The sequence below is a fragment of the Algoriphagus marincola DSM 16067 genome, assembly GCF_000429405.1.
In the GTDB taxonomy this organism is placed as follows: Bacteria; Bacteroidota; Bacteroidia; order Cytophagales; family Cyclobacteriaceae; genus Algoriphagus; species Algoriphagus marincola.
The window spans coordinates 48,251-67,701 of record NZ_KE386899.1; the positions used below are offsets into that span (position 1 = coordinate 48,251).

A 19,451-nucleotide genomic window follows, 5' to 3' on the forward strand; every position below is an offset into this window, starting at 1 on the left:
TCGAATTCTTTATTGACCCGACTTCCAAGCTCGGGTCATTTCTTTTTTACCCGGAGGTCCTGGAGGAGATTCTACTTCTAATCCTAGATCACGAAGATCTCGTTTCAGCTGTCCTTTGGCACTGTAGGTCGTGAAAAGTCCGCCAGGGCGCATGCTCTTGGTCACCTTCTCCAGCATGGTCTTTTCCCAAAGCTCCGGTTGCTTGCTTGGCGCAAATGCATCAAAAAATACGACATCCGAAGGATAGAGTTGTGCCTCTTCCAAGGATACTTGATCTTTCTTGAAATTGAAGTATTCAGAAAGAGGCCCACCCTCATTCCAAGCTGCCTTGTGCAGAGCCTCAAAGTATTTATGGTAATGCCAGATGGCATCATTCTGATGAATGAAATTCAATTGGGAATACACTTCTTCCGAAAGGGGAAAAGGCTCAATCGTATGGTAAAGGACAGGTATTTGATACTGTTCTGCCCAGACTAGCGTCAGCCAGGCATTCAACCCCGTACCAAAACCCACTTCAAATACCCGAAGTGGGTACCGGTTAGGATTATTGGCTAGCCAGGAGTCCAAGCCGTAGAGTAAAAAAACATGGAGCGATTCACGATAGGCCCCATGAAAACTGTGATAGGTCTCTTTCAAATCCTCATGATAGAGGGAGTGAGAGCCATCTTCGGTAGTTATGATTTTTACTTTCTCGCTCATACTTTATAAATCAAAGCTGCACAATAGGCCGATACACCTTCTTCTCTTCCTACAAAACCCAACCATTCGGTGGTCGTGGCTTTGATGGAAACTGCCGATTCGTCCACTGCCATGACTTCTGCCAGACAAGTTTTCATTGCTGGGATGTGTGGATTGATTTTAGGATTTTGAAGGCAGATGGTAGTGTCCAAATTTCCAATTTCAAATCCTTCCTTTCGGATCAGTTCCATCACTTCTTTTAGTAAAATTTTACTATCAATTCCTTTGAATTTTGGGTCTTTGTCTGAAAAGTGGTAACCAATATCCCGCATATTGGCTGCGCCGAGTAGGGCATCGCAGATCACATGGATGAGTACATCTGCATCAGAATGTCCCACTGCGCCTTTGGTATGGGGAACTTTGATCCCTCCTAACCAAAAATCCTGATCAGCCTTCAGCTGATGTACATCGTATCCAAATCCTATTCGAAAGGGAGTCATGATATTTCTTTTTGATAATGTAAAACACTAGATTTTTCAGGTCGGAGTAGTCGATTTGCCCAATCCATTACCTGGTCTGTTCCGATGGATGACTTGCGATCAAACTCATCCCAATAGAGATCAGGATGGCCCATATTTGCATACATGGCAAGATTCATCATTCGATTGATCAGTTGAATGGACTCATAAGTTTTCATGGCCTCTCCTTGATTCTTTATCTTTTGAAGACTATGATCGTCTATTCCTTGTTTGAGAAAATCAGCTAAAAATTCATCCAATATAGCCTCTCCCACTTCGCTGCTGGAACTTGGATCCATCCGGGTACTAAATACCAATAAACCGGGATCTTGACTTCCCAAAATATAAGCTCCGGCTGAGGCAATTTCTTTTCGGCCTTTCACCAGCTTTTGCTCCATGGGGGATGACTTTCCAAATCCCAGATAGTCGGTTATCAGATCCGCTTCTAGGTAGCCATCTTCTCCTTTGCCTGGCATTTTATAGGTTTTGTAGAGCACATCGGTAGGCACGTTTGCTTGGAAAGTTAGTGCTCGTCGCTCTTTTTGCTCTTTTTCTTTCGTGGATTCTAGGCGTGCTTGAGCCGAGGCTGGTATGGAGCCAAACCATTTTTCTGCCAGCTTCAGTACTTCTTTAGGATTCACGCCTCCCCCGACAGCTAAGATGGCTCGATTAGGAGCGTAGTGTGTTTTATAAAAATCCCAAACATCGTCTTCTGTGTAATTGACGATGTCTTCTGTGGTTTCTCCGATAGTGGGCCAACGGTAAGGATGGGAATGGAAGGCCAAAGGACGGAGCAGATGCCAGGTATTACCGTAGGGCTGATTGAGATAGCGCTGCTTGAATTCCTCCAAGACCACCTTCCGCTGCGTTTCGATGGTTTTTTCCACCAAAGTGAGCTGCAACATCCGATCAGACTCCAACCAAAAAGCTGTTTCCAAATTGCTGGATGGTAGTGTCATGTAATAATTGGTGATGTCAGGGCTGGTAAAAGCATTGCAATTACCGCCTACCCGCTCGAGTGCCCGGTCAAAAACCGGTACATTTTTCGAGCTACCAAACATCAAATGCTCAAAAAAGTGCGCCAGGCCGGTTTTTCCGGGTATTTCATCTTTTGAACCTACCTTATACAGGAGATTAAAAACAGCTATTTTGGAATTTGGGTCCGGATGAATAATTACTTCCAGTCCGTTGTCGAGAAAATGTCTTTCGTATCGAAATCTCATGGAAAGCAAAGCTACGCTTTTTTGAATTTTTTTGGTTTCAAATTACAACAGTCAAAAAGGGGATTTGATTTGGATTATTTATTTATCGCCAAAAGATTTCCGCTTATGTAAGTCTCCATGGATTTTCATAAAAAAGCCGAACTTTGAATGAATATCAGTAGTTTGCTATCGAAAATCCACCATTCATCATCCATGGAGTATCACTGTATTGACCTGCGAAAGACGAATCAATTTTCTGATTTTTTTCTTGACTACATCGAAGGAAAAGCTGAGCTAAGACCTTTTTACAATCATTTGCCTAAAATCGAGAGCTTCCAAAAAGCCATTGAACAAAAGCATTTCTCTGATACACATCGTCAGGTTTTATGCGATACCTTGACTGCACAGTATTCCGAAATCGAACTTTTTGAAGAGGAAAAATTACAGCTTCAGAAACTAGCTGATTCCAAAACCTTTACTGTGACCACAGGTCATCAGATGAACCTATACACCGGGCCGCTATACTTTATATATAAAATCATCAGTACCATTCGCTTGGCCGAAAAACTCCGGGAAGCATATCCTGATTACCATTTTGTGCCGATTTACTGGATGGCTACTGAAGATCATGATTTTGATGAAATCAATTATTTCAAGCTTGATGGGAAAAAATATCAATGGAATACCAACCAAAGCGGCGCCGTTGGAAATTTTGAGCTAGATGCAAGTTTCAAGGAATTTGCCAAGACTGTTCCTTTTGCAGCGGATGTGTTCAAGGATGCCTATGGTTCTTCCAAGACCCTGAAGGAAGCTGTCCGCAAGTATGTACATGAGCTTTTTGGGAGAAAGGGCTTGTTGATTGTAGATGCCCAAGAGGTAAGCTTCAAGTCGCTTTTCAAGGAGGTAATGCGGGATGATTTATTCTCTCATACGCCTCATAGGGAAGCTGTTTTGAAAACCGAGTCTTTGGAATCTTTGGGTTATGGCGGGCAGATTTTTCCTCGAGAGATCAACTTCTTTTACTTGGATGAAGGGGTCAGAGAGAGAATTGAGCAACAAGGGGATGAATATGTGGTGCTGAATACCGAATTAAGATTTTCTAAATCTGAGATCGAGCAACTCATCGAGGAGCATCCGGAGCGTTTTAGTCCAAATGTAGTCCTGCGCCCACTGTATCAGGAGACTATTTTACCAAACCTTGCCTACTTGGGAGGACCTTCCGAGACAGTTTATTGGCTGCAATTGAAAGGAGTGTTTGATCATTTCAAAGTTCCGGTTCCAGTTCTTTTACCTCGAAATTTTGCACTGGTGCTAGAGCCGCTTTTTGAGAAAAAGCTGGAGCAATTGGACTGGCAAGTGGAGGGCCTATTCCAGGACTTTGATGAGTGGAAGAAATCATTTGTGGCCAAGCACGCATCGATTGATGTGAGTTTGGTAAATGAGCGAACTACCCTTGCAGCGCTTTATGAAGAGAAGGGAAAGCAAGCTAAAAGTCTTGAGAAGAGCTTAGAGCAATCATTTGAAGCTGCAAAAGTGCGTTCTCTGAAGATTCTCGATCAAATGAGTCGCAAACTCCGAAAAGCAGAGGAGAGAAGGCAACATATTTCTCTTGAGCGGGCGAGGGCAATTTTGGATTATGCCGCCCCAGGCGGTACTCCACAAGAGCGAGTGGTGAATATGATGCAGTTTTATCTAGCTGATGATGAGTTTTTGGAGAAGCTTTACAAAGCCTTTGATCCGCTCGACTATTCCATGATTGTGATTGAATTATGATTCCTGGCAAGGAGTATATCAGGGAGAAGTATAAAAAGAAGCGAGCTGCACTGAGCGATCAGGATAAAATGGATCTTGATCAGAAAATTAAAGCTCGAGCGATTGATTGGTTGAAGAGCGGGGATTTTCCGAAAAAGGTTCATCTTTTTCTACCAATCCAAAAACAGAAGGAAGTGGATACCTTTCCTTTGATTGAATGGTTTTGGGAGAATGGGTGGGATGTTTACTCGTCAAAAATCAGTTCTGAAAGTCTCGATATGGAGACTATTTTTTTAGAGCCTAATACTTCTTTTAAAACATCAACCTGGGGAATCCCCTTTCCAAATTATTACCAAGAGGTGGAGGTTCAGGAATTCTCTTTGATATTTCTTCCCCTCTTGGCTTATGATAGGTCAGGCTATCGAATTGGTTTTGGGAAAGGGTATTATGATAAATTTCTGGCAAACATTGATTTCGATCCGGTAAAAGTAGGCTTAAGCTACTTTGCACCAGAGCCGTCATTGCCTTATGAGAGTCATGATATTCCTTTAGATTTTTGCATAACTCCTGAAAAAATCTTTACATTTTGATCATTATAAGAGAGGAGATGGAAAAAGCACTTTTGATTTTTGGTTTAAGCTTCGTATTGATATGCCCTGCATTTTCGCAAGTTGGCAGCTACAATACCATGGTGGGAGTTACCGGAGGCACTAATGTCGGAGCTACAGTGAAGCAGTTTATTTCAGAAACTGGGGCAGTTGACCTATTGGTTTATAATCGATGGAAAGGCTGGGTGGCAGCCGTACTTTACGAGCATCACTGGGATATTCGAGAGTTTGAGGGTTTAGAGTGGTATGTAGGAGCGGGTGCCCATTATGGGATTTGGAAAGATGGCAAAGGAGAACCACCCTGGGTTTATAAAATTGATCGAGATTACAATGTCTTTGGGGTAGATGCGATAGTGGGTTTAGAGTATAATATTAACCGAAGTAACTTCTATGTAGGCTTATATTGGAAGCCTGCTTATAATTTTACAGACTTTACAAAGTTATGGGAAGATGAAGCAGCCTTGACTCTGAGATATTCTCTTTAAAATTTCGATTTTTGATAAAAAAATAAACTGACTTTTGTTGATTCAGCAAAAAATCTAATGTTTCTCAAAAGAATTAGACCCAGAATTTGATTTTTTTTAAATTTTTGAATCTTTTTTTTGTTTCAAATATAGCAATCAGAATTTTATTTTAATTCTTAGCTAATAGGGGTCTAAAAGTTCTTAAAAATTCAGATTGACAAAAATCAATTAAATTTTTTCCCTGATTTTCAGCAGTAAATTTTTATTTAATTATTCGAAAAAATTGCTTTGGCCAAATATTGTTTTGCGAATGTTAAATAATTTGAGTGAAACAGTTAAAATTTCTTAATACCGGGCTTTGATCCAAATAATCATCTTTTTAAGCCGTGCAAACCAAATTTTTACCGTTCATTCTTCTTTTTTTCTCAATAATTATAAAAAACCAATAAATGATTAGATATTTCAATTGATTAAACTATAAATATAAATATTTAAATATTAAAATATCCTTTTTTAATATATTTTCCAAAATTTCGAAATTTTGAAATTCCACAGAAAGGAATTTTCTTTACAAATCAACTAAACTAAATACCTTATGAGAAAAGCTTTACTCTTTGTTGTTGCGCTTTTCACCATGACCCTCAGCTATGAGGTGTCGGCGCAGCAGCGGGTAATTACCGGACAGGTAATTTCCGACGAAGATGGACTTGGCTTGCCAGGTGCAACTGTCCTCGTGAAGGGTACAACTGTGGGTACTACCACCGATTTGGATGGTAATTATTCCATCAGTGTCCCAGATGGAGGCACGGTGCTGATTTTCTCCTTCGTAGGTCTAGAAACGAAGGAAGAGGTCATTGGCAACCGGACCGTGATTAATGTGACGCTCACTACTGATGCCGAGCAACTATCCGAAGTGGTAGTAACGGCGATTGGTATCGAGCGTGAGAAAAAGGCCTTGGGTTATGCAGTTACCTCTGTAGGTAATGAGCAACTCGAGAACAGACCTGAGCAAGACGTAGCACGTGTATTGCAAGGAAAAGTACCAGGTGTGAATATCACTTCTACTAATGGTATGTCTGGTTCGGGTACTAACATGGTAATCCGAGGTTATTCATCTGCGACTGGTTCTAACCAGCCTTTGTTCGTAGTAGATGGTGTTCCTTTCAACACAAGCACCAACGCCCAAAATGGTTTTACAACGGGTGGTACTACAACTTCTTCTCGATTCTTGGATATTGACCCTAACAACATTGAGAATATCTCTGTATTGAAGGGTCTTTCTGCTACCGTACTATACGGTGACCAAGGTAGAAATGGTGTAATTTTGATCACTACCAAGTCTGGTTCCTCTAAAAGAAAGGCTGCTGAAGTGACTATCAATCAATCTGTATTTACCAATGAGGCAGCTTCGCTTCCTACTTATGGTCAGATTTATGGTAATGGATTCCAGCAGGCTCCGGGATTATTCTTCTCCAACTTCGGTCCAAGAATGGATGAAGGAAGAGTTATTCCGCATCCATATGCGGTGTCAGGTGTGGCATACGTAAGAGAAGCTTTCCCTCAATTTTGGGTAGATGGAATTGTAGGAGGTACTCCAATCGATTATGAGTATAAGGCTTATGCTGATCCTTCCGAGGTTTTCTTCAGAACTGGCTTGATTTCTAATTCATCTGTTCAAATCGCAGGTGGCTCTGACAGAACCGGTTATAGTGCTAGTTTCGGTTACACAGATGAAGATGGATTTACTCCAGGCAACAATTTGAAGAAATATAACTTTGGATTGGGTATCAATTCTGCAGTATCCGATAAGCTGACTGTTAAGTCATCTTTCACTTATGCTATCACAGATTTGGAATCCCCACCTGTAAACGCAGCCTTTGGTTCTGGTGCTAGTGGTGGTATTCCTTCTGCCTTCGCAGAGGTTTTGTTTACGCCACGTTCCATTGACTTGGGAGGTCTTCCTTTCGAAGATCCGGTGACCAAGAGACCTACTTATTATAGAAATAATAATGGAATTTTGAATCCGCTATGGCTGGTCAAATACTATCAGAATACTTCTGATGTTTCCAGATTCTTTAATTCAACCTCTCTGATATACGACTTAAATGATAACCTATCTTTAACCTACAGAATCGGTTTAGATACTTATACAGAAACTCAAGAGTCGAAGTATAATAAAGGTCACTTAGGTGGTTCTCAGGCAGTACAGTCAGGTTTATATACTACAATTAATATTCGAAATACTATCTGGAATCAAGATTTGGTATTGACTTGGACTAAAGAGTTTTCAGACAAGTTTGGTATGTCTGCTTTGATAGGTGGAAATAGTCGTTATGACAGCTATGTTCAATCTGGAATCTCTTCCCAAGGTCAATTGGCCTTCGGTCTTTTCCGTCACCAAAACTTTGAAACCTCTGCAAGTAGAAATGCTATTGGAGGTGGAAATATGAACTTTACCCAAGAGGAGAGAAGAATGGGAGTTTATGCTAACGTAACCTTGGATTATGATAGCTATTTGTTCCTTAACCTTTCTGCTCGTAATGACTGGACCTCTACTGTAGAGCCGGAGAATAGAAGAATTCTTTATCCGGGTGCTTCTGTTTCATTCATTCCTGGAACTGCTTTCAATTGGAATAGTAGCACCGTGAATGATTTGAAAATACGTTTAGGTTATGGTACTTCTGCCGGTTTCCCAAGACCATATAGAACTAGAAACGTATTAGCTCAAACTTCTCGTGCATTTGATGTAGATGGAACTGTATCTCAAACACATGCAGTTGCAAATACATTAGGTAACCCTAACTTGAAGCCTGAACTTCATGAGGAAATTGAGTTTGGAGTGGAAGGAGTCATGTTCAACAACAAGTTGACATTTGATTTATCACTCTATGAGAAGAATACCAGAGATTTGATCACTCAATCTCCAATTGATCCTGCAACTGGATTTACTTCCACTGCAATTAACATTGGTAAGATTCGTACAAGAGGCGTTGAATTCCAAGCTACTGTAACTCCTGTATCTACTGCTTCAGGATTTACTTGGAACTCTACCATCAACTGGGGTCTATATAGATCAGTTACAATGGAATTGGGAGCTGGTTTGGATCAAATCGTAGTTGCTGGATTTACAACCTTAGGTAACTTTGCAGTGCCTGGAGAACCTTTCAACGTCATCAAGGGTATCGGATTCGAAAGAGATGAGCAAACTGGTGAGCCAATTGTTTTGGCGAATGGTCTTTACAAGCCTTCTGCTGACCTTGTTACCTTGGGAGATCCTAACCCAGCATGGAATGGATCTTGGATCAACTCATTCTCTTGGAAAGGCTTCACTTTAAGCGCCATGATGGAATACCGTCATAAGGGTGCTGTGTTCTCTAACACAGTTACTGCAACGCTTGCAAGGGGTGTGACGAAAGATCCTGTTGTAGATAGAGAACTTACCTTCATCATGCCAGGTGTGAAGGAGGATGGAACTCCAAATGATATCCAAATCACTGCATCTAACTACTTCTTTGCAGGATATCAGGGTGCAACAGATGAACCAAACGTATTCGATGGATCTATGATTCGTTTGAGAGAGGTATCCTTGGGATATGATATACCTATGAACTTGATGGCTAAGACTCCTTTCAAGAGAGCATCTATCGCATTGAGCGGTACCAACCTTTGGTTCCTTGCACTTAACTTCCCTCCAAACATGAACTATGATGTGGACGTGTTAGGAACTGGTGTAGGTAATGGTTTGGGCTTTGACTTTGTAACTGGTCCTAGCTCCAGAAGATTTGGTGGAACTGTAACGCTTACATTCTAATCCCAAAACTGTAGAATTATGAAAAGAAAAATATATAGTCTTATGATCGCAGCATCTATGGTATTTGCTGCTTCATGTGACCTTGACTTACAGGAAGATCCAAATGCGGTAAATGCTAGTACAGCTAACCCTGACTTCCTATTAAATAGCATTCAATTAGGATACCAAGGTGTATTTAATACTATTGGTGACGATGGAATGCGATTGACAAGAATGATCAATCAAGGTAGTGCTCAGTATGAAGGAGCTTACACTCCTACCACTACCAATGGATATTGGTCTAATGCTTACGCTGGAATTCTTGCTGATATCGATTTTCTTGTTCCACTTGCAGAAGAATCAAATCTTCAGAGGCATTTAGGAATTGCAAAGACTATCAAAGCAATGGTGCTTTTCCACTTGGTGGATTCTTATGGTGATGTTCCTTACAGAGAGGCTCTTGATCCAAGTAATTTCTTTCCGAATGTTGATCCAGGAGCTCAAGTATATAGTGATGCTCTAGCACTTCTAAACGAAGCTGAGGCTCATTTCAGTGCCCCTGAATCCTCTGGTTCTCCAAATGATTTTTACTATGGTAGAAATTATGGAAAGTGGACAAGGCTGGTGAATACCTTGAAGTTAAGGTACTATGTAAATACAAGACTTGTAAACTCCTCCGAGTCAGCTACCGCGATCAATGCATTGATAGCTAGTAATAACTTGTTAAGAGAAGGTGATGATTTTGTTTTCCAGTTTGGTACTACAAGTGCTGATCCAGATTCGCGTCATCCTAGATTTACAGGAACTTATGTCAGTGGCGGTGGTGACTATCAGTCTACTTACTATATGTGGCACTTGACTGAAGCTAAAGGTTTCGATGATCCACGTGCAAGATATTATATCTATCGTCAGACAACAGTAAATAGTACTGACCCTGATGAAATAGAGTGTATAGGCACTATTCCTCCAGCGCACTATCTAGCAAATGGGTTCATTTATTGCCTTCCCGGTGAAAGAGGATATTGGGGACGTGATCACTTGAATCCGGATGGTATTCCACCAGATGGACTTAGAAGAAGTGTATGGGGTGTTTATCCGGCAGGTGGCCGATTTGACGATGATTCTGCTGCACCAGTAAATAATATCACACTTGGTGCGCAAGGTGCAGGTATTCATCCGATTATGTTGGCATCTTATGTTGATTTCATGCTTGCTGAAGCAGCGCTTTTCTTGGGTACCTCTGGCGATCCAGCTGATTATCTCGCTTCAGGTATTGAGAAAAGCATGAATTTCGTAAGGGAGTTTGCTACATCTACTCCTGAAGCTTCAACTATTAGAAGTTTCACACCTGATGATGCTTACGCACAGCAAGTAACTAACTACGTAAGTTATATTTCGAATGAATATTCTTCTGCTAGTACGAACACTGATAAAATGAGAATTATTGGTAGAGAATATTGGTTAGCGCTTTATGGTAATGGTGTAGAGGCATTTAACCTTTACAGAAGAACAGGTCAGCCTGATAATATGCAGCCAGGCCTACAGCAAAACTTTGGTAATTTCCCAAGATCGTTCTTCTATCCATTAAACTACCTGACTACGAACAATAATGCTGTTCAGAAGGCAGATCAAACGGTACAGGTGTTCTGGGATACTAATCCAGCTGGTAACGCTTGGGTTTATTAACCGAAAAATTTGAAAAATATGAAAATGTTAAAATATAGTTTCGGACTGTTTTTGAGTGCTCTAGTCTTTTTGAGTTCCTGTAGAGACTTTGTTGAGCCAAATATTCCGTACAGTGATTTTGATACAGCAGCTTATCTTAGAACTATTTCTAGAACAAGCACCTCGTTCAATTTCTTTGATTTAGCCAATTCTAAGTTTGCGCTCACACTTGAAGCCGTAGATGCTGAGGATGGAGCGACTGTAGAAACCGTTGAAATTAGAGTTAGACATAGAAGATTGATTCCAGGTGTAGGATTGGAATATATTCCTGCTATAGGTACGGATGATGTATTGGTTCGTACACTTCAGGCTTCTGATTTCCAACCTAATTCAGAATCTAGATTCTTAAGAACTTCCTTTGAAATCCCTGCACTTGACGCTATCCAAGCTTTAGGTCTTACTCCTGCGGATATTGAAGGTGCAGATGCTTTTGAATTTAGGCTTGTTCTGAATGATAAGTTTGGAAGAGTGTTTACGGACTCTAATGCTGATGCAAACGTGAAGGGTAGTCCTTTTTATGCCTCACCTTTCTTTTATAACGTAGCAGTAATTTGTCCTTCTGATTTGGGAGGTACTTATGAGTTTGAACAGTCTAACATGGAATCTGTTTATGGTTCTTGCGCTGGTACTATTACCGGTACTACAACCTGGAGTCCTGTAGCTTCTGCTCCAGGTGCCTACAGGATCACAGATGGTACTTTCGGATTCTGGGATTGCTACGGTGATTCTTGGGGAAGTGGAAGTGTTAGAATCAATGATGCTTGCGGCGCTTTGTCAATGACAGGTGCTGATAAGTACGGTGCTTCCTATAGCATGACCGTTGTAAGTGTCGATGCTAATAATCTTGTCTTCCAATGGCTAAACTCCGATGGAGAAACAGGTTTAGTAACTGTGAAATCAAATGATGGCAAACCTTGGCCTCAGTTGAGATAAGTTCTAATAATTTGAAAAATAGCGGTATGTAAATACCGCTATTTTTTTCTTTAAGTATATTTGAATAAACGAATATCCAGTTTTTTAATATCATTGATAAAGGCTAGTTTTGTTGAGCCTATTCAAAATAACCATGGACAAATTTTCGTATATCGCAAACGCACACGTTTCTTACATCGATGAGCTTTATGCATCTTATAAATCTGACCCTGAATCAATAGATCCAAGTTGGAAAGAATTTTTTGATGGATTCGATTTCGCCTTGACCAATTACGGTGAAGAGGATAACGGATCTGCTGCAGCAGCTTCATCGTCCAGTACAGCAAAAAATGGTTCTTTAGCAACTCCCGGTACTATCATGGATATGGAGCAATTGCCTAAGGAGATTAAGGTCCGGGCCTTGATTCATGCTCATCGGTCCAGAGCTCATTTGCGTTCTAAAACAAATCCAGTTCGTGAAAGAAGAGATAGAAAGGCACTGATCGATCCACAGGATTTTGGCCTTGGCGATGCAGACATGAATACTGAATTCCAAGCTGGTAGTGAGATAGGGATCGGTAAAGCTAAGTTGTCTGATATCATCAGTGCATTAAAGAAGATCTATGAAGGATCAATGGGATTCGAATACCTTTATATTCGAGATCCTGAAATATTAGACTGGTTTAAGACCAAAGTTGAAAAGGAGGCTTTGGCTTTTAATCCAGGTACTGAAGAAAAGAAGCGTATCCTTTTCAAGCTTAATCAGGCTGTTGTATTTGAAAACTTTCTCCATACCAAATACCTTGGTCAAAAGCGTTTTTCACTAGAAGGTGGTGAAAGTACTATTCCATTTTTGGATGCAGTTATCAATGGTGCTGCCAATTTAGGCGCTGAAGAGGTGATGATAGGAATGGCACACAGGGGTAGATTGAATGTGCTTGCCAATATCATGGGTAAAACCTACGAACAAATTTTCTCTGAATTTGAAGGAACAGCAAAGCCTGATCTGACCATGGGTGATGGAGATGTGAAATATCACATGGGTTACTCCTCTGATATCGTCACTCCACAGGACAAAAAAATACACCTAAAGTTGGCACCAAATCCCTCGCATCTGGAAGCTGTAAATCCAGTGGTAGAAGGATTTATCCGAGCCAAAATTGATTCAGAGCACAAAGGTGATGCAACCAAGGCACTGCCGATTTTGATCCATGGGGATGCTGCTGTGGCCGGGCAAGGGATTGTCTATGAAGTTACCCAAATGGCTGGGCTGAAAGGTTACCATACCGGAGGTACTATTCACTTTGTGATCAATAATCAGGTTGGTTTCACTACAGATTTTGATGACGCGAGATCCTCGATTTATTGTACTGATGTAGCAAAGATTATCGATGCACCGGTGATTCACGTGAATGGAGACGATGCAGAAGCAGTGGTTTTTGCAGCGAAGCTAGCAGCTGAATTCAGACAAAAATTCGGCAAGGATATTTTTGTGGATATGGTATGCTATCGTCGTCATGGTCACAATGAATCAGATGAGCCGAAATTTACTCAACCGGAGCTCTATAATATTATTTCCAAGCACCCGAATCCACGTGAGGTCTACATCAAAAAGCTGACCGAGCGAGGTGATATTGATGCTAAAATCGCGAAGCAAATGGATAAAGAATTCCGACAATTGCTTCAGGATCGATTGAATATGGTCAAGGAAAAACCTTTGCCTTACCAAGCCACCAAGTTCGAGAGGGAGTGGGGTACCTTAAGGAGGTCTAAACCAGAGGATTTTGATAAGTCTCCAGAAACCGGAGTTAGTTCGGAAGCTATAGAGACAGTAGCAAAAGCACTTACTTTCATTCCAAAAGGCTTCAAGGCTATCAAGCAGATTGAAGTTCAGATGAAGCAAAGAAAGGATATGTTTTTCGATAGTAAGTCCCTGAACTGGGCTGCGGCGGAGCTTTTGGCTTATGGCTCCCTTCTTTTGGAAGGAAAGACAGTCCGACTGACAGGTCAGGATGTACAGCGAGGAACATTCTCACACCGTCATGCGGTCATCCATGATGCGAATTCCAATCAGCCTTTCAACTCACTTCATGAAATGCCGGAGCGCAAAGGAAAATTCTCCATTTACAACTCCTTGCTTTCTGAGTATGCCGTTTTGGGCTTTGAGTATGGTTACGGAATGGCAAATCCAAATTCGTTGACCATTTGGGAAGCACAGTTCGGAGATTTCGCTAATGGTGCCCAAACGATGATCGACCAGTTTATTTCTTCTGGAGAATCAAAATGGCAAAAGCAAAATGGTCTCGTGATGTTATTACCGCATGGCTATGAAGGACAAGGTCCAGAGCACTCCAATGCTCGACCAGAGCGCTTCTTGCAGCTTTCTGCTGAATACAACATGGTGGTAGCAAATATTACCGAACCTTCTAATTTCTTCCACCTTTTGAGAAGGCAATTGGCATGGGAATTCAGAAAACCTTGTGTGGTGATGTCTCCGAAATCCCTCCTGCGTCATCCTAAAGTAATGTCTCCGCTGGATGAGTTTACTAGTGGTTCATTCAGGGAAATCATCACAGATTCCAATGCTGATCCTAAAAAAGTGAAGCGTGTTATTCTTTGCTCAGGCAAAGTTTATTATGACCTAGAGGAGGTAAGAGAAAAGGAAAAAATTGATCAAGTTGCAATAATCCGAGTCGAGCAATTGCATCCACTTCCTAAAAAGCAAATCTTAGAGGCCTTAAAGCCTTACAAAGGTGCTGAGGTCGTTTGGGTTCAAGAAGAACCGGAAAACATGGGTTATTGGACCTATATCTTAAGACTGCTTCACAAAGAACTTCCAATGGATGTCATAGCCAGAAAGGTATCTGCATCTCCTGCCACAGGATATAATAAGGTACACGTAGAGGAGCAGAAGTCTATCATCAACAAAGCCTTAAAACTTTAATACCCAATCCGAAATAATCTTTTGATGCTTTGACCTGTAGGGGAGAAGCTAAAACAACAATCTCATGAGCAAAGAAATCAAAGTTCCCGCAGTTGGAGAGTCTATCACGGAAGTGACCGTGGGACAGTGGTTCAAGAAGGATGGAGACCAAGTCGAAATGGATGAGGTACTCTGCGAACTCGAATCAGACAAAGCTACTTTTGAACTTCCCGCTGAAGCAGCAGGTACACTTCGAATTAAGGCAGAAGAAGGCGACACCCTAGAGATTGGGGCAGTCATCTGTGTAATCGACGAATCTACCAATTCTGTAGTGACAGATACAAATAAACCTTCTGATTCTGAGGGAAAAAAAGAGAGCAATTCCGCCAAAAGCACAGGAGAAATAAAAGAGATGGTAGTCCCTACCGTGGGAGAATCAATCACAGAGGTGACTTTGGCCAATTGGATTAAAGGGGATGGAGATTATGTGGAATTGGATGAAATCATCGCAGAAGTGGACTCCGATAAGGCTACATTCGAACTACCGGCAGAGGGTTCAGGTATTTTGAGACATGTAGCCAAGGAAGGCGATACCTTAGAAATTGGAGGATTGATTTGTAAAATCGAGATCATGGAAGGTAAGCCTGCCGAATCTTCTTCTGATTCAAAAGCTGAATCCGCAGCCTCAACTTCAACTTCCCCATCCAAAGAGTCCTACGCAACCGGCCATGCATCTCCTGCTGCGTCTAAAATTCTCGCAGAAAAAGGCATCAAACCTGAAGAAGTAAAAGGAACAGGCAAAGATGGTCGAATCACTAAGGAGGATGCTGAAAATGCTCAAAAGAAAGCAGCTGCTCCAGCGAAGGAGGAGAAGAAAGAGTCAGCTCCAGCTCAAGAAGCAGTGAGAGTGCCAGGATCAAGAGAAGAGAAGCGCGAAAAAATGTCCTCTCTTCGTCGAACAGTTTCAAGGAGACTGGTATCAGTGAAAAATGAAACTGCGATGTTGACTACATTCAATGAGGTCAATATGCAGCCAATCATGGACCTACGCTCCAAGTACAAAGAGCTTTTCAAAGAGAAACATGGAGTAGGGCTAGGGTTTATGTCCTTCTTCACCAAGGCAGTATGCGTGGCTCTTCAAGAATGGCCAGCAGTCAATGCCAAAATTGATGCAAATGAAATCGTATACCATGATTTCTGTGATATCTCAATAGCGGTTTCTGCACCAAAAGGATTGGTCGTTCCAGTCATTCGAAATGCCGAGGGAATGAGCTTCGATCAGATTGAAAAAGAAGTGGTTCGCCTTGCTACCAAGGCTAGAGACAATAAGCTTTCCATCGAGGAAATGACAGGTGGTACCTTTACCATTACTAATGGAGGTGTTTTTGGCTCCATGATGTCCACCCCGATCATTAATGCACCTCAATCGGCAATTTTAGGCATGCATAATATCGTGCAGCGGCCAATGGCTGTGAATGGTGAAGTGAAGATTTTGCCTATGATGTATGTAGCCCTTTCTTACGATCACCGAATTATCGACGGTAGAGAATCGGTGAGCTTCCTGGTACGTGTCAAGCAGCTTCTCGAAGAGCCCGAGCGATTGCTTTTTGGAGTATAAGAAGAATTACGATTTACGAAATACGAAATACGAAGGGCAGATAATATCAGCCCGTTCATTTAGCTGGAGGTTTGGTCTTATGTCTTGCTTCTAGCATCTAAAATCTAAAAAATAATGTACGACTTAATAGTAATTGGTTCAGGACCTGGAGGCTACGTCGCCGCTATCCGGGGTGCTCAATTGGGCATGAAAACCGCCATTATCGAAAAATATCCAACTTTGGGAGGGACTTGCTTAAATGTAGGCTGTATTCCGTCCAAGGCTTTATTGGACTCTTCTGAGCATTTTCATAATGCAAAGCACACTTTTAAGACTCATGGAATTAACCTAAGTAACCTGAAGGTTGACCTGAAGCAAATGATTGCCCGCAAAGAGGATGTGGTCAAGCAAAATGTGGATGGGATTCAGTACCTCATGAAAAAGAACAAGATCGACGTGCTTCAGGGAGTCGGCTCATTTGTAGATGCCAATACCATCAAGGTGACAAAAGATGACGGTTCTGAAGAAAAAATTGAAGGTAAAAATATCATCATAGCCACTGGTTCTAAGCCTGCTTCTTTGCCGTTCATTAAGATCGACAAGGAAAGGGTGATCACCTCTACAGAAGCTTTGAAGATGAAAGAAATTCCAAAGCACTTGATCATCATAGGTGGTGGAGTAATCGGAATGGAGCTGGGGTCGGTTTATGGCCGAATGGGCGCTAAAGTTTCTGTGGTCGAGTACATGGACTCTTTGATTCCTTCGATGGACAAAACCATGGGTAAAGAGCTTCAGAAGTCACTTAAGAAACTTGGATTTGATTTTTATCTCAAGCATAAAGTAACTGCCGTTGAGAATAAGGGTAAAGAGGTTACGGTAACTGCTGAAAACAGCAAAGGAGAGAATGTTGAGTTGAAAGGGGACTATGTTTTGGTTTCCATTGGTAGAAGACCTTACACGGATGGCCTAAATGCAGAAGCTGCCGGTGTCAAAGTCAATGAGCGAGGACAAGTTGAAGTAAATGATCATTTACAGACCTCTGTATCTCACATCTACGCTATCGGCGATGTTGTCAAGGGTGCTATGCTGGCACACAAAGCGGAAGAAGAAGGCGTTTTTGTGGCAGAAACCATTGCAGGGCAAAAGCCCCATATCAATTACCTGCTGATTCCTGGTGTGGTTTATACCTGGCCTGAGGTTGCCTCTGTGGGATACACGGAAGAGCAATTGAAAGAGCATGGCAAAAAATATAAAGCTGGCAAATTTCCATTTATGGCTTCAGGTCGAGCAAGAGCTTCGATGGATACCGATGGACTTGTAAAAGTATTGGCAGATGCTGAGACTGATGAAATCCTAGGCGTACATATGATTGGTCCTCGTACAGCCGATATGATTGCAGAGGCGGTTGTAGCTATGGAATACCGTGCGTCAGCAGAAGATATTGCTCGAATGTCACACGCGCACCCTACCTATACAGAGGCATTCAAAGAAGCCTGTTTGGCAGCGACAGAGAATCGAGCGCTGCACATTTGATTGATGTACATGAGCTTAAGCCATCTTCCTCACGGGAGATGGCTTTTCTTTTTTTAGGAAAAATGGCTTTATTCACCCATGACTTATAAAGTAGCTTTTTTAGGAGCAGGAAATGTGGCTTGGCATTTGGCCCCTGCATTGGAAAATGCCGGTCATCAGGTGACCGAGGTATATTCACGAACCTTGTCAGGAGCAAAAAGGGTCACCGAAAGGCTTTACGCTGCGATACCCAAGGATGATCTTGATTTTTCAGAAAGTAAAGCCCAACTATTTATTTTGGCAGTAAAAGATGATGCTATTCCTGATGTAGCAGATGCGGTGATTTTGCCTGAGGAAAGTATCTTAGTGCATACTTCGGGAACGATGCCACTTGATATTTTAAACTACTCCTCAGCTACTTACACAGGTATTTTCTATCCTTTGCAGTCTTTTACGGCTGGTCAGAAAATGGACTTATCGGATGTTTCGATTTTGATTGAATCTGATGATCAGGAAATTGTTAAAATCCTGAGAAAAGTAGCAAAGTCCATCTCGCATAATATCTTTTTTGTTCGTTCTAAAGATCGAAAAGCGGTCCATATAGCAGCGGTTTTTGCAAGTAATTTCACCAATCACATGATCCGAATAGCCGAGGAAATCATGCGAAGACAGGGGCTTGATTTTGAAATGATGAAGCCACTGATTATTGAGTCCATTTCAAAAAGCCTGCAAATAGGAGCCAAGAAAGCACAAACGGGTCCTGCTATTCGGGAAGACTATGAGACACTTGAAGAGCATCACCGTTTTTTGAATTATAATCCCGAAATAGCAGAAATCTACCGTTTGATCTCTCAGGACATCATAGATTCTTAGCCATCCCAGCTACCAAACTTTCCACGCTGATAGTCTCGATAGGCTTCCCGGATTTCATCTTCGGTATTCATCACGAAAGGTCCTTGAGCTACCACAGGCTCGTTGAATGGCAAGGCATGTCCCAAAATGACAACGGAATCTTCTGATGCTTCGACCTTCAAGGCTTCTCCCTGATTAGCAAACTCGACTAGGTGTCTAAATGGGACTTCTTCACCATTAACTTTGATTTTTCCTCTGACGATGTAGAAAAAGATATTTTCATTTTCCGGGATGTTTTTTTCAAAAGAGCCCCCGCTTTTTAAATAAATCGTACTCATTGAGATCGGAAAATTTCCCTCAAAAGCGCCCTTCACACCATTCCACTCGCCAAAAAGCTGTTGGACAGTTACGTTTCCTTCATTCAGATCGAAAGACGGAATCTCTTCTTTTTGAAGACCAACGTATTTTGGGGAAAGCATTTTCTTACTGGCAGGCAGATTCAGCCAAAGTTGGAGTATCTCCAAATCACCACCATTTTTCTTGAACTCAGAGCTGGATACTTCTGCGTGAATCAATCCCTTTCCAGCAGTCATGTATTGGACTCCGCCTGCTTCAATGACAGACTTATGCCCTGAAGAATCCTTGTGCATGATATCTCCTTCTAGGATGAAAGTGACGGTCTCCATTCCACGATGAGGATGTGGACCGAAAGGCAAGCCATGGTTATTTTGAGGATACTTTTGAAATCCATGATGGTTGAGAAATAAAAAAGGATCAATCATGTCCAAACTTCTTGTGGGCATGGGGCTATAGGTGATCAGATCTGCAATAGGGCGATATTCAGAACCGTGAACTTTCTTGATCTTTCGTAAATCCATTTTAAAATCTTATTTAATGTATATACATGTAATTAAAAAA

At 41.6% G+C, this 19,451-nt stretch carries 14 protein-coding genes; 10 read left to right on the forward strand and 4 right to left on the reverse strand.

The genetic code is table 11. The annotated features are described in order from the left end of the window. Positions 1–9: 9 nt before the first annotated feature. Genes mnmD through G457_RS0119080 form a run of 3 tightly spaced genes read right to left on the reverse strand, consistent with a single transcriptional unit; the run spans position 10 to position 2,419 of the window. The gene (mnmD, locus tag G457_RS0119070; protein WP_026947878.1) at positions 10–699 is read right to left on the reverse strand and encodes a tRNA (5-methylaminomethyl-2-thiouridine)(34)-methyltransferase MnmD; all 690 of its coding nucleotides are present in this window, start codon (positions 697–699) and stop codon (positions 10–12) included. After that, on the reverse strand, positions 696–1,178 hold the full coding sequence (ispF, locus tag G457_RS0119075; protein ID WP_026947879.1) for a 2-C-methyl-D-erythritol 2,4-cyclodiphosphate synthase: 483 nt from the start codon (positions 1,176–1,178) through the stop codon (positions 696–698). Before ispF ends, mnmD begins: the two co-directional genes overlap by 4 nt. Continuing rightward, positions 1,175–2,419: a M16 family metallopeptidase gene (locus G457_RS0119080; protein ID WP_035484363.1), complete on the reverse strand. Its 1,245-nt coding sequence runs from the start codon at positions 2,417–2,419 to the stop codon at positions 1,175–1,177. Before G457_RS0119080 ends, ispF begins: the two co-directional genes overlap by 4 nt. A gap of 147 nt (positions 2,420–2,566) precedes the next feature. Here G457_RS0119080 and bshC point away from each other — a divergent pair, with 147 nt between their 5' ends. From bshC to G457_RS0119130, 10 genes are all read left to right on the forward strand, one after another. After that, complete coding sequence (gene bshC, locus G457_RS0119085; RefSeq protein WP_248602884.1) at positions 2,567–4,171, forward strand: bacillithiol biosynthesis cysteine-adding enzyme BshC; 1,605 nt, start codon at positions 2,567–2,569, stop codon at positions 4,169–4,171. Next, positions 4,168–4,740, forward strand: coding sequence for a 5-formyltetrahydrofolate cyclo-ligase (locus tag G457_RS21985; RefSeq protein ID WP_035484365.1), 573 nt, complete (start codon positions 4,168–4,170; stop codon positions 4,738–4,740). The genes bshC and G457_RS21985 overlap by 4 nt, the downstream gene beginning before the upstream one ends. Next, positions 4,737–5,243, forward strand: a complete 507-nt coding sequence (locus G457_RS0119095; RefSeq protein WP_051260923.1) for a hypothetical protein — start codon at positions 4,737–4,739, stop codon at positions 5,241–5,243. Before G457_RS21985 ends, G457_RS0119095 begins: the two co-directional genes overlap by 4 nt. 574 nt (positions 5,244–5,817) lie before the next feature. Beyond that, entirely contained in the window at positions 5,818–9,033 is a 3,216-nt protein-coding gene (locus tag G457_RS0119100) for a SusC/RagA family TonB-linked outer membrane protein (RefSeq protein ID WP_026947883.1), read from the forward strand. A gap of 42 nt (positions 9,034–9,075) precedes the next feature. Then, positions 9,076–10,698 (forward strand): SusD/RagB family nutrient-binding outer membrane lipoprotein, encoded by a 1,623-nt coding sequence (locus tag G457_RS0119105; RefSeq protein ID WP_248602885.1) that lies wholly within the window; start codon positions 9,076–9,078, stop codon positions 10,696–10,698. An 18-nt stretch (positions 10,699–10,716) separates the two neighbouring features. Continuing rightward, complete coding sequence (locus tag G457_RS0119110) at positions 10,717–11,670, forward strand: hypothetical protein (RefSeq protein WP_026947885.1); 954 nt, start codon at positions 10,717–10,719, stop codon at positions 11,668–11,670. 133 nt (positions 11,671–11,803) lie between these two features. Continuing rightward, the gene (locus G457_RS0119115) at positions 11,804–14,593 is read left to right on the forward strand and encodes a 2-oxoglutarate dehydrogenase E1 component (protein WP_026947886.1); all 2,790 of its coding nucleotides are present in this window, start codon (positions 11,804–11,806) and stop codon (positions 14,591–14,593) included. A gap of 64 nt (positions 14,594–14,657) precedes the next feature. After that, the gene (gene odhB / locus G457_RS0119120; protein ID WP_026947887.1) at positions 14,658–16,190 is read left to right on the forward strand and encodes a 2-oxoglutarate dehydrogenase complex dihydrolipoyllysine-residue succinyltransferase; all 1,533 of its coding nucleotides are present in this window, start codon (positions 14,658–14,660) and stop codon (positions 16,188–16,190) included. Positions 16,191–16,304: 114 nt separating this feature from the next. After that, entirely contained in the window at positions 16,305–17,702 is a 1,398-nt protein-coding gene (gene lpdA / locus G457_RS0119125; RefSeq protein WP_026947888.1) for a dihydrolipoyl dehydrogenase, read from the forward strand. Between the two features lie 78 nt (positions 17,703–17,780). Further along, complete coding sequence (locus G457_RS0119130) at positions 17,781–18,554, forward strand: Rossmann-like and DUF2520 domain-containing protein (protein ID WP_026947889.1); 774 nt, start codon at positions 17,781–17,783, stop codon at positions 18,552–18,554. Here the strand turns inward: G457_RS0119130 and G457_RS0119135 are convergent. Next, a complete protein-coding gene (locus G457_RS0119135) occupies positions 18,551–19,411 on the reverse strand; it encodes a pirin family protein (RefSeq protein ID WP_026947890.1) in 861 nt (286 codons plus the stop codon). The two genes, G457_RS0119130 and G457_RS0119135, sit on opposite strands and share 4 nt — an antisense overlap. Between the last annotated feature and the right edge of the window lie 40 nt (positions 19,412–19,451).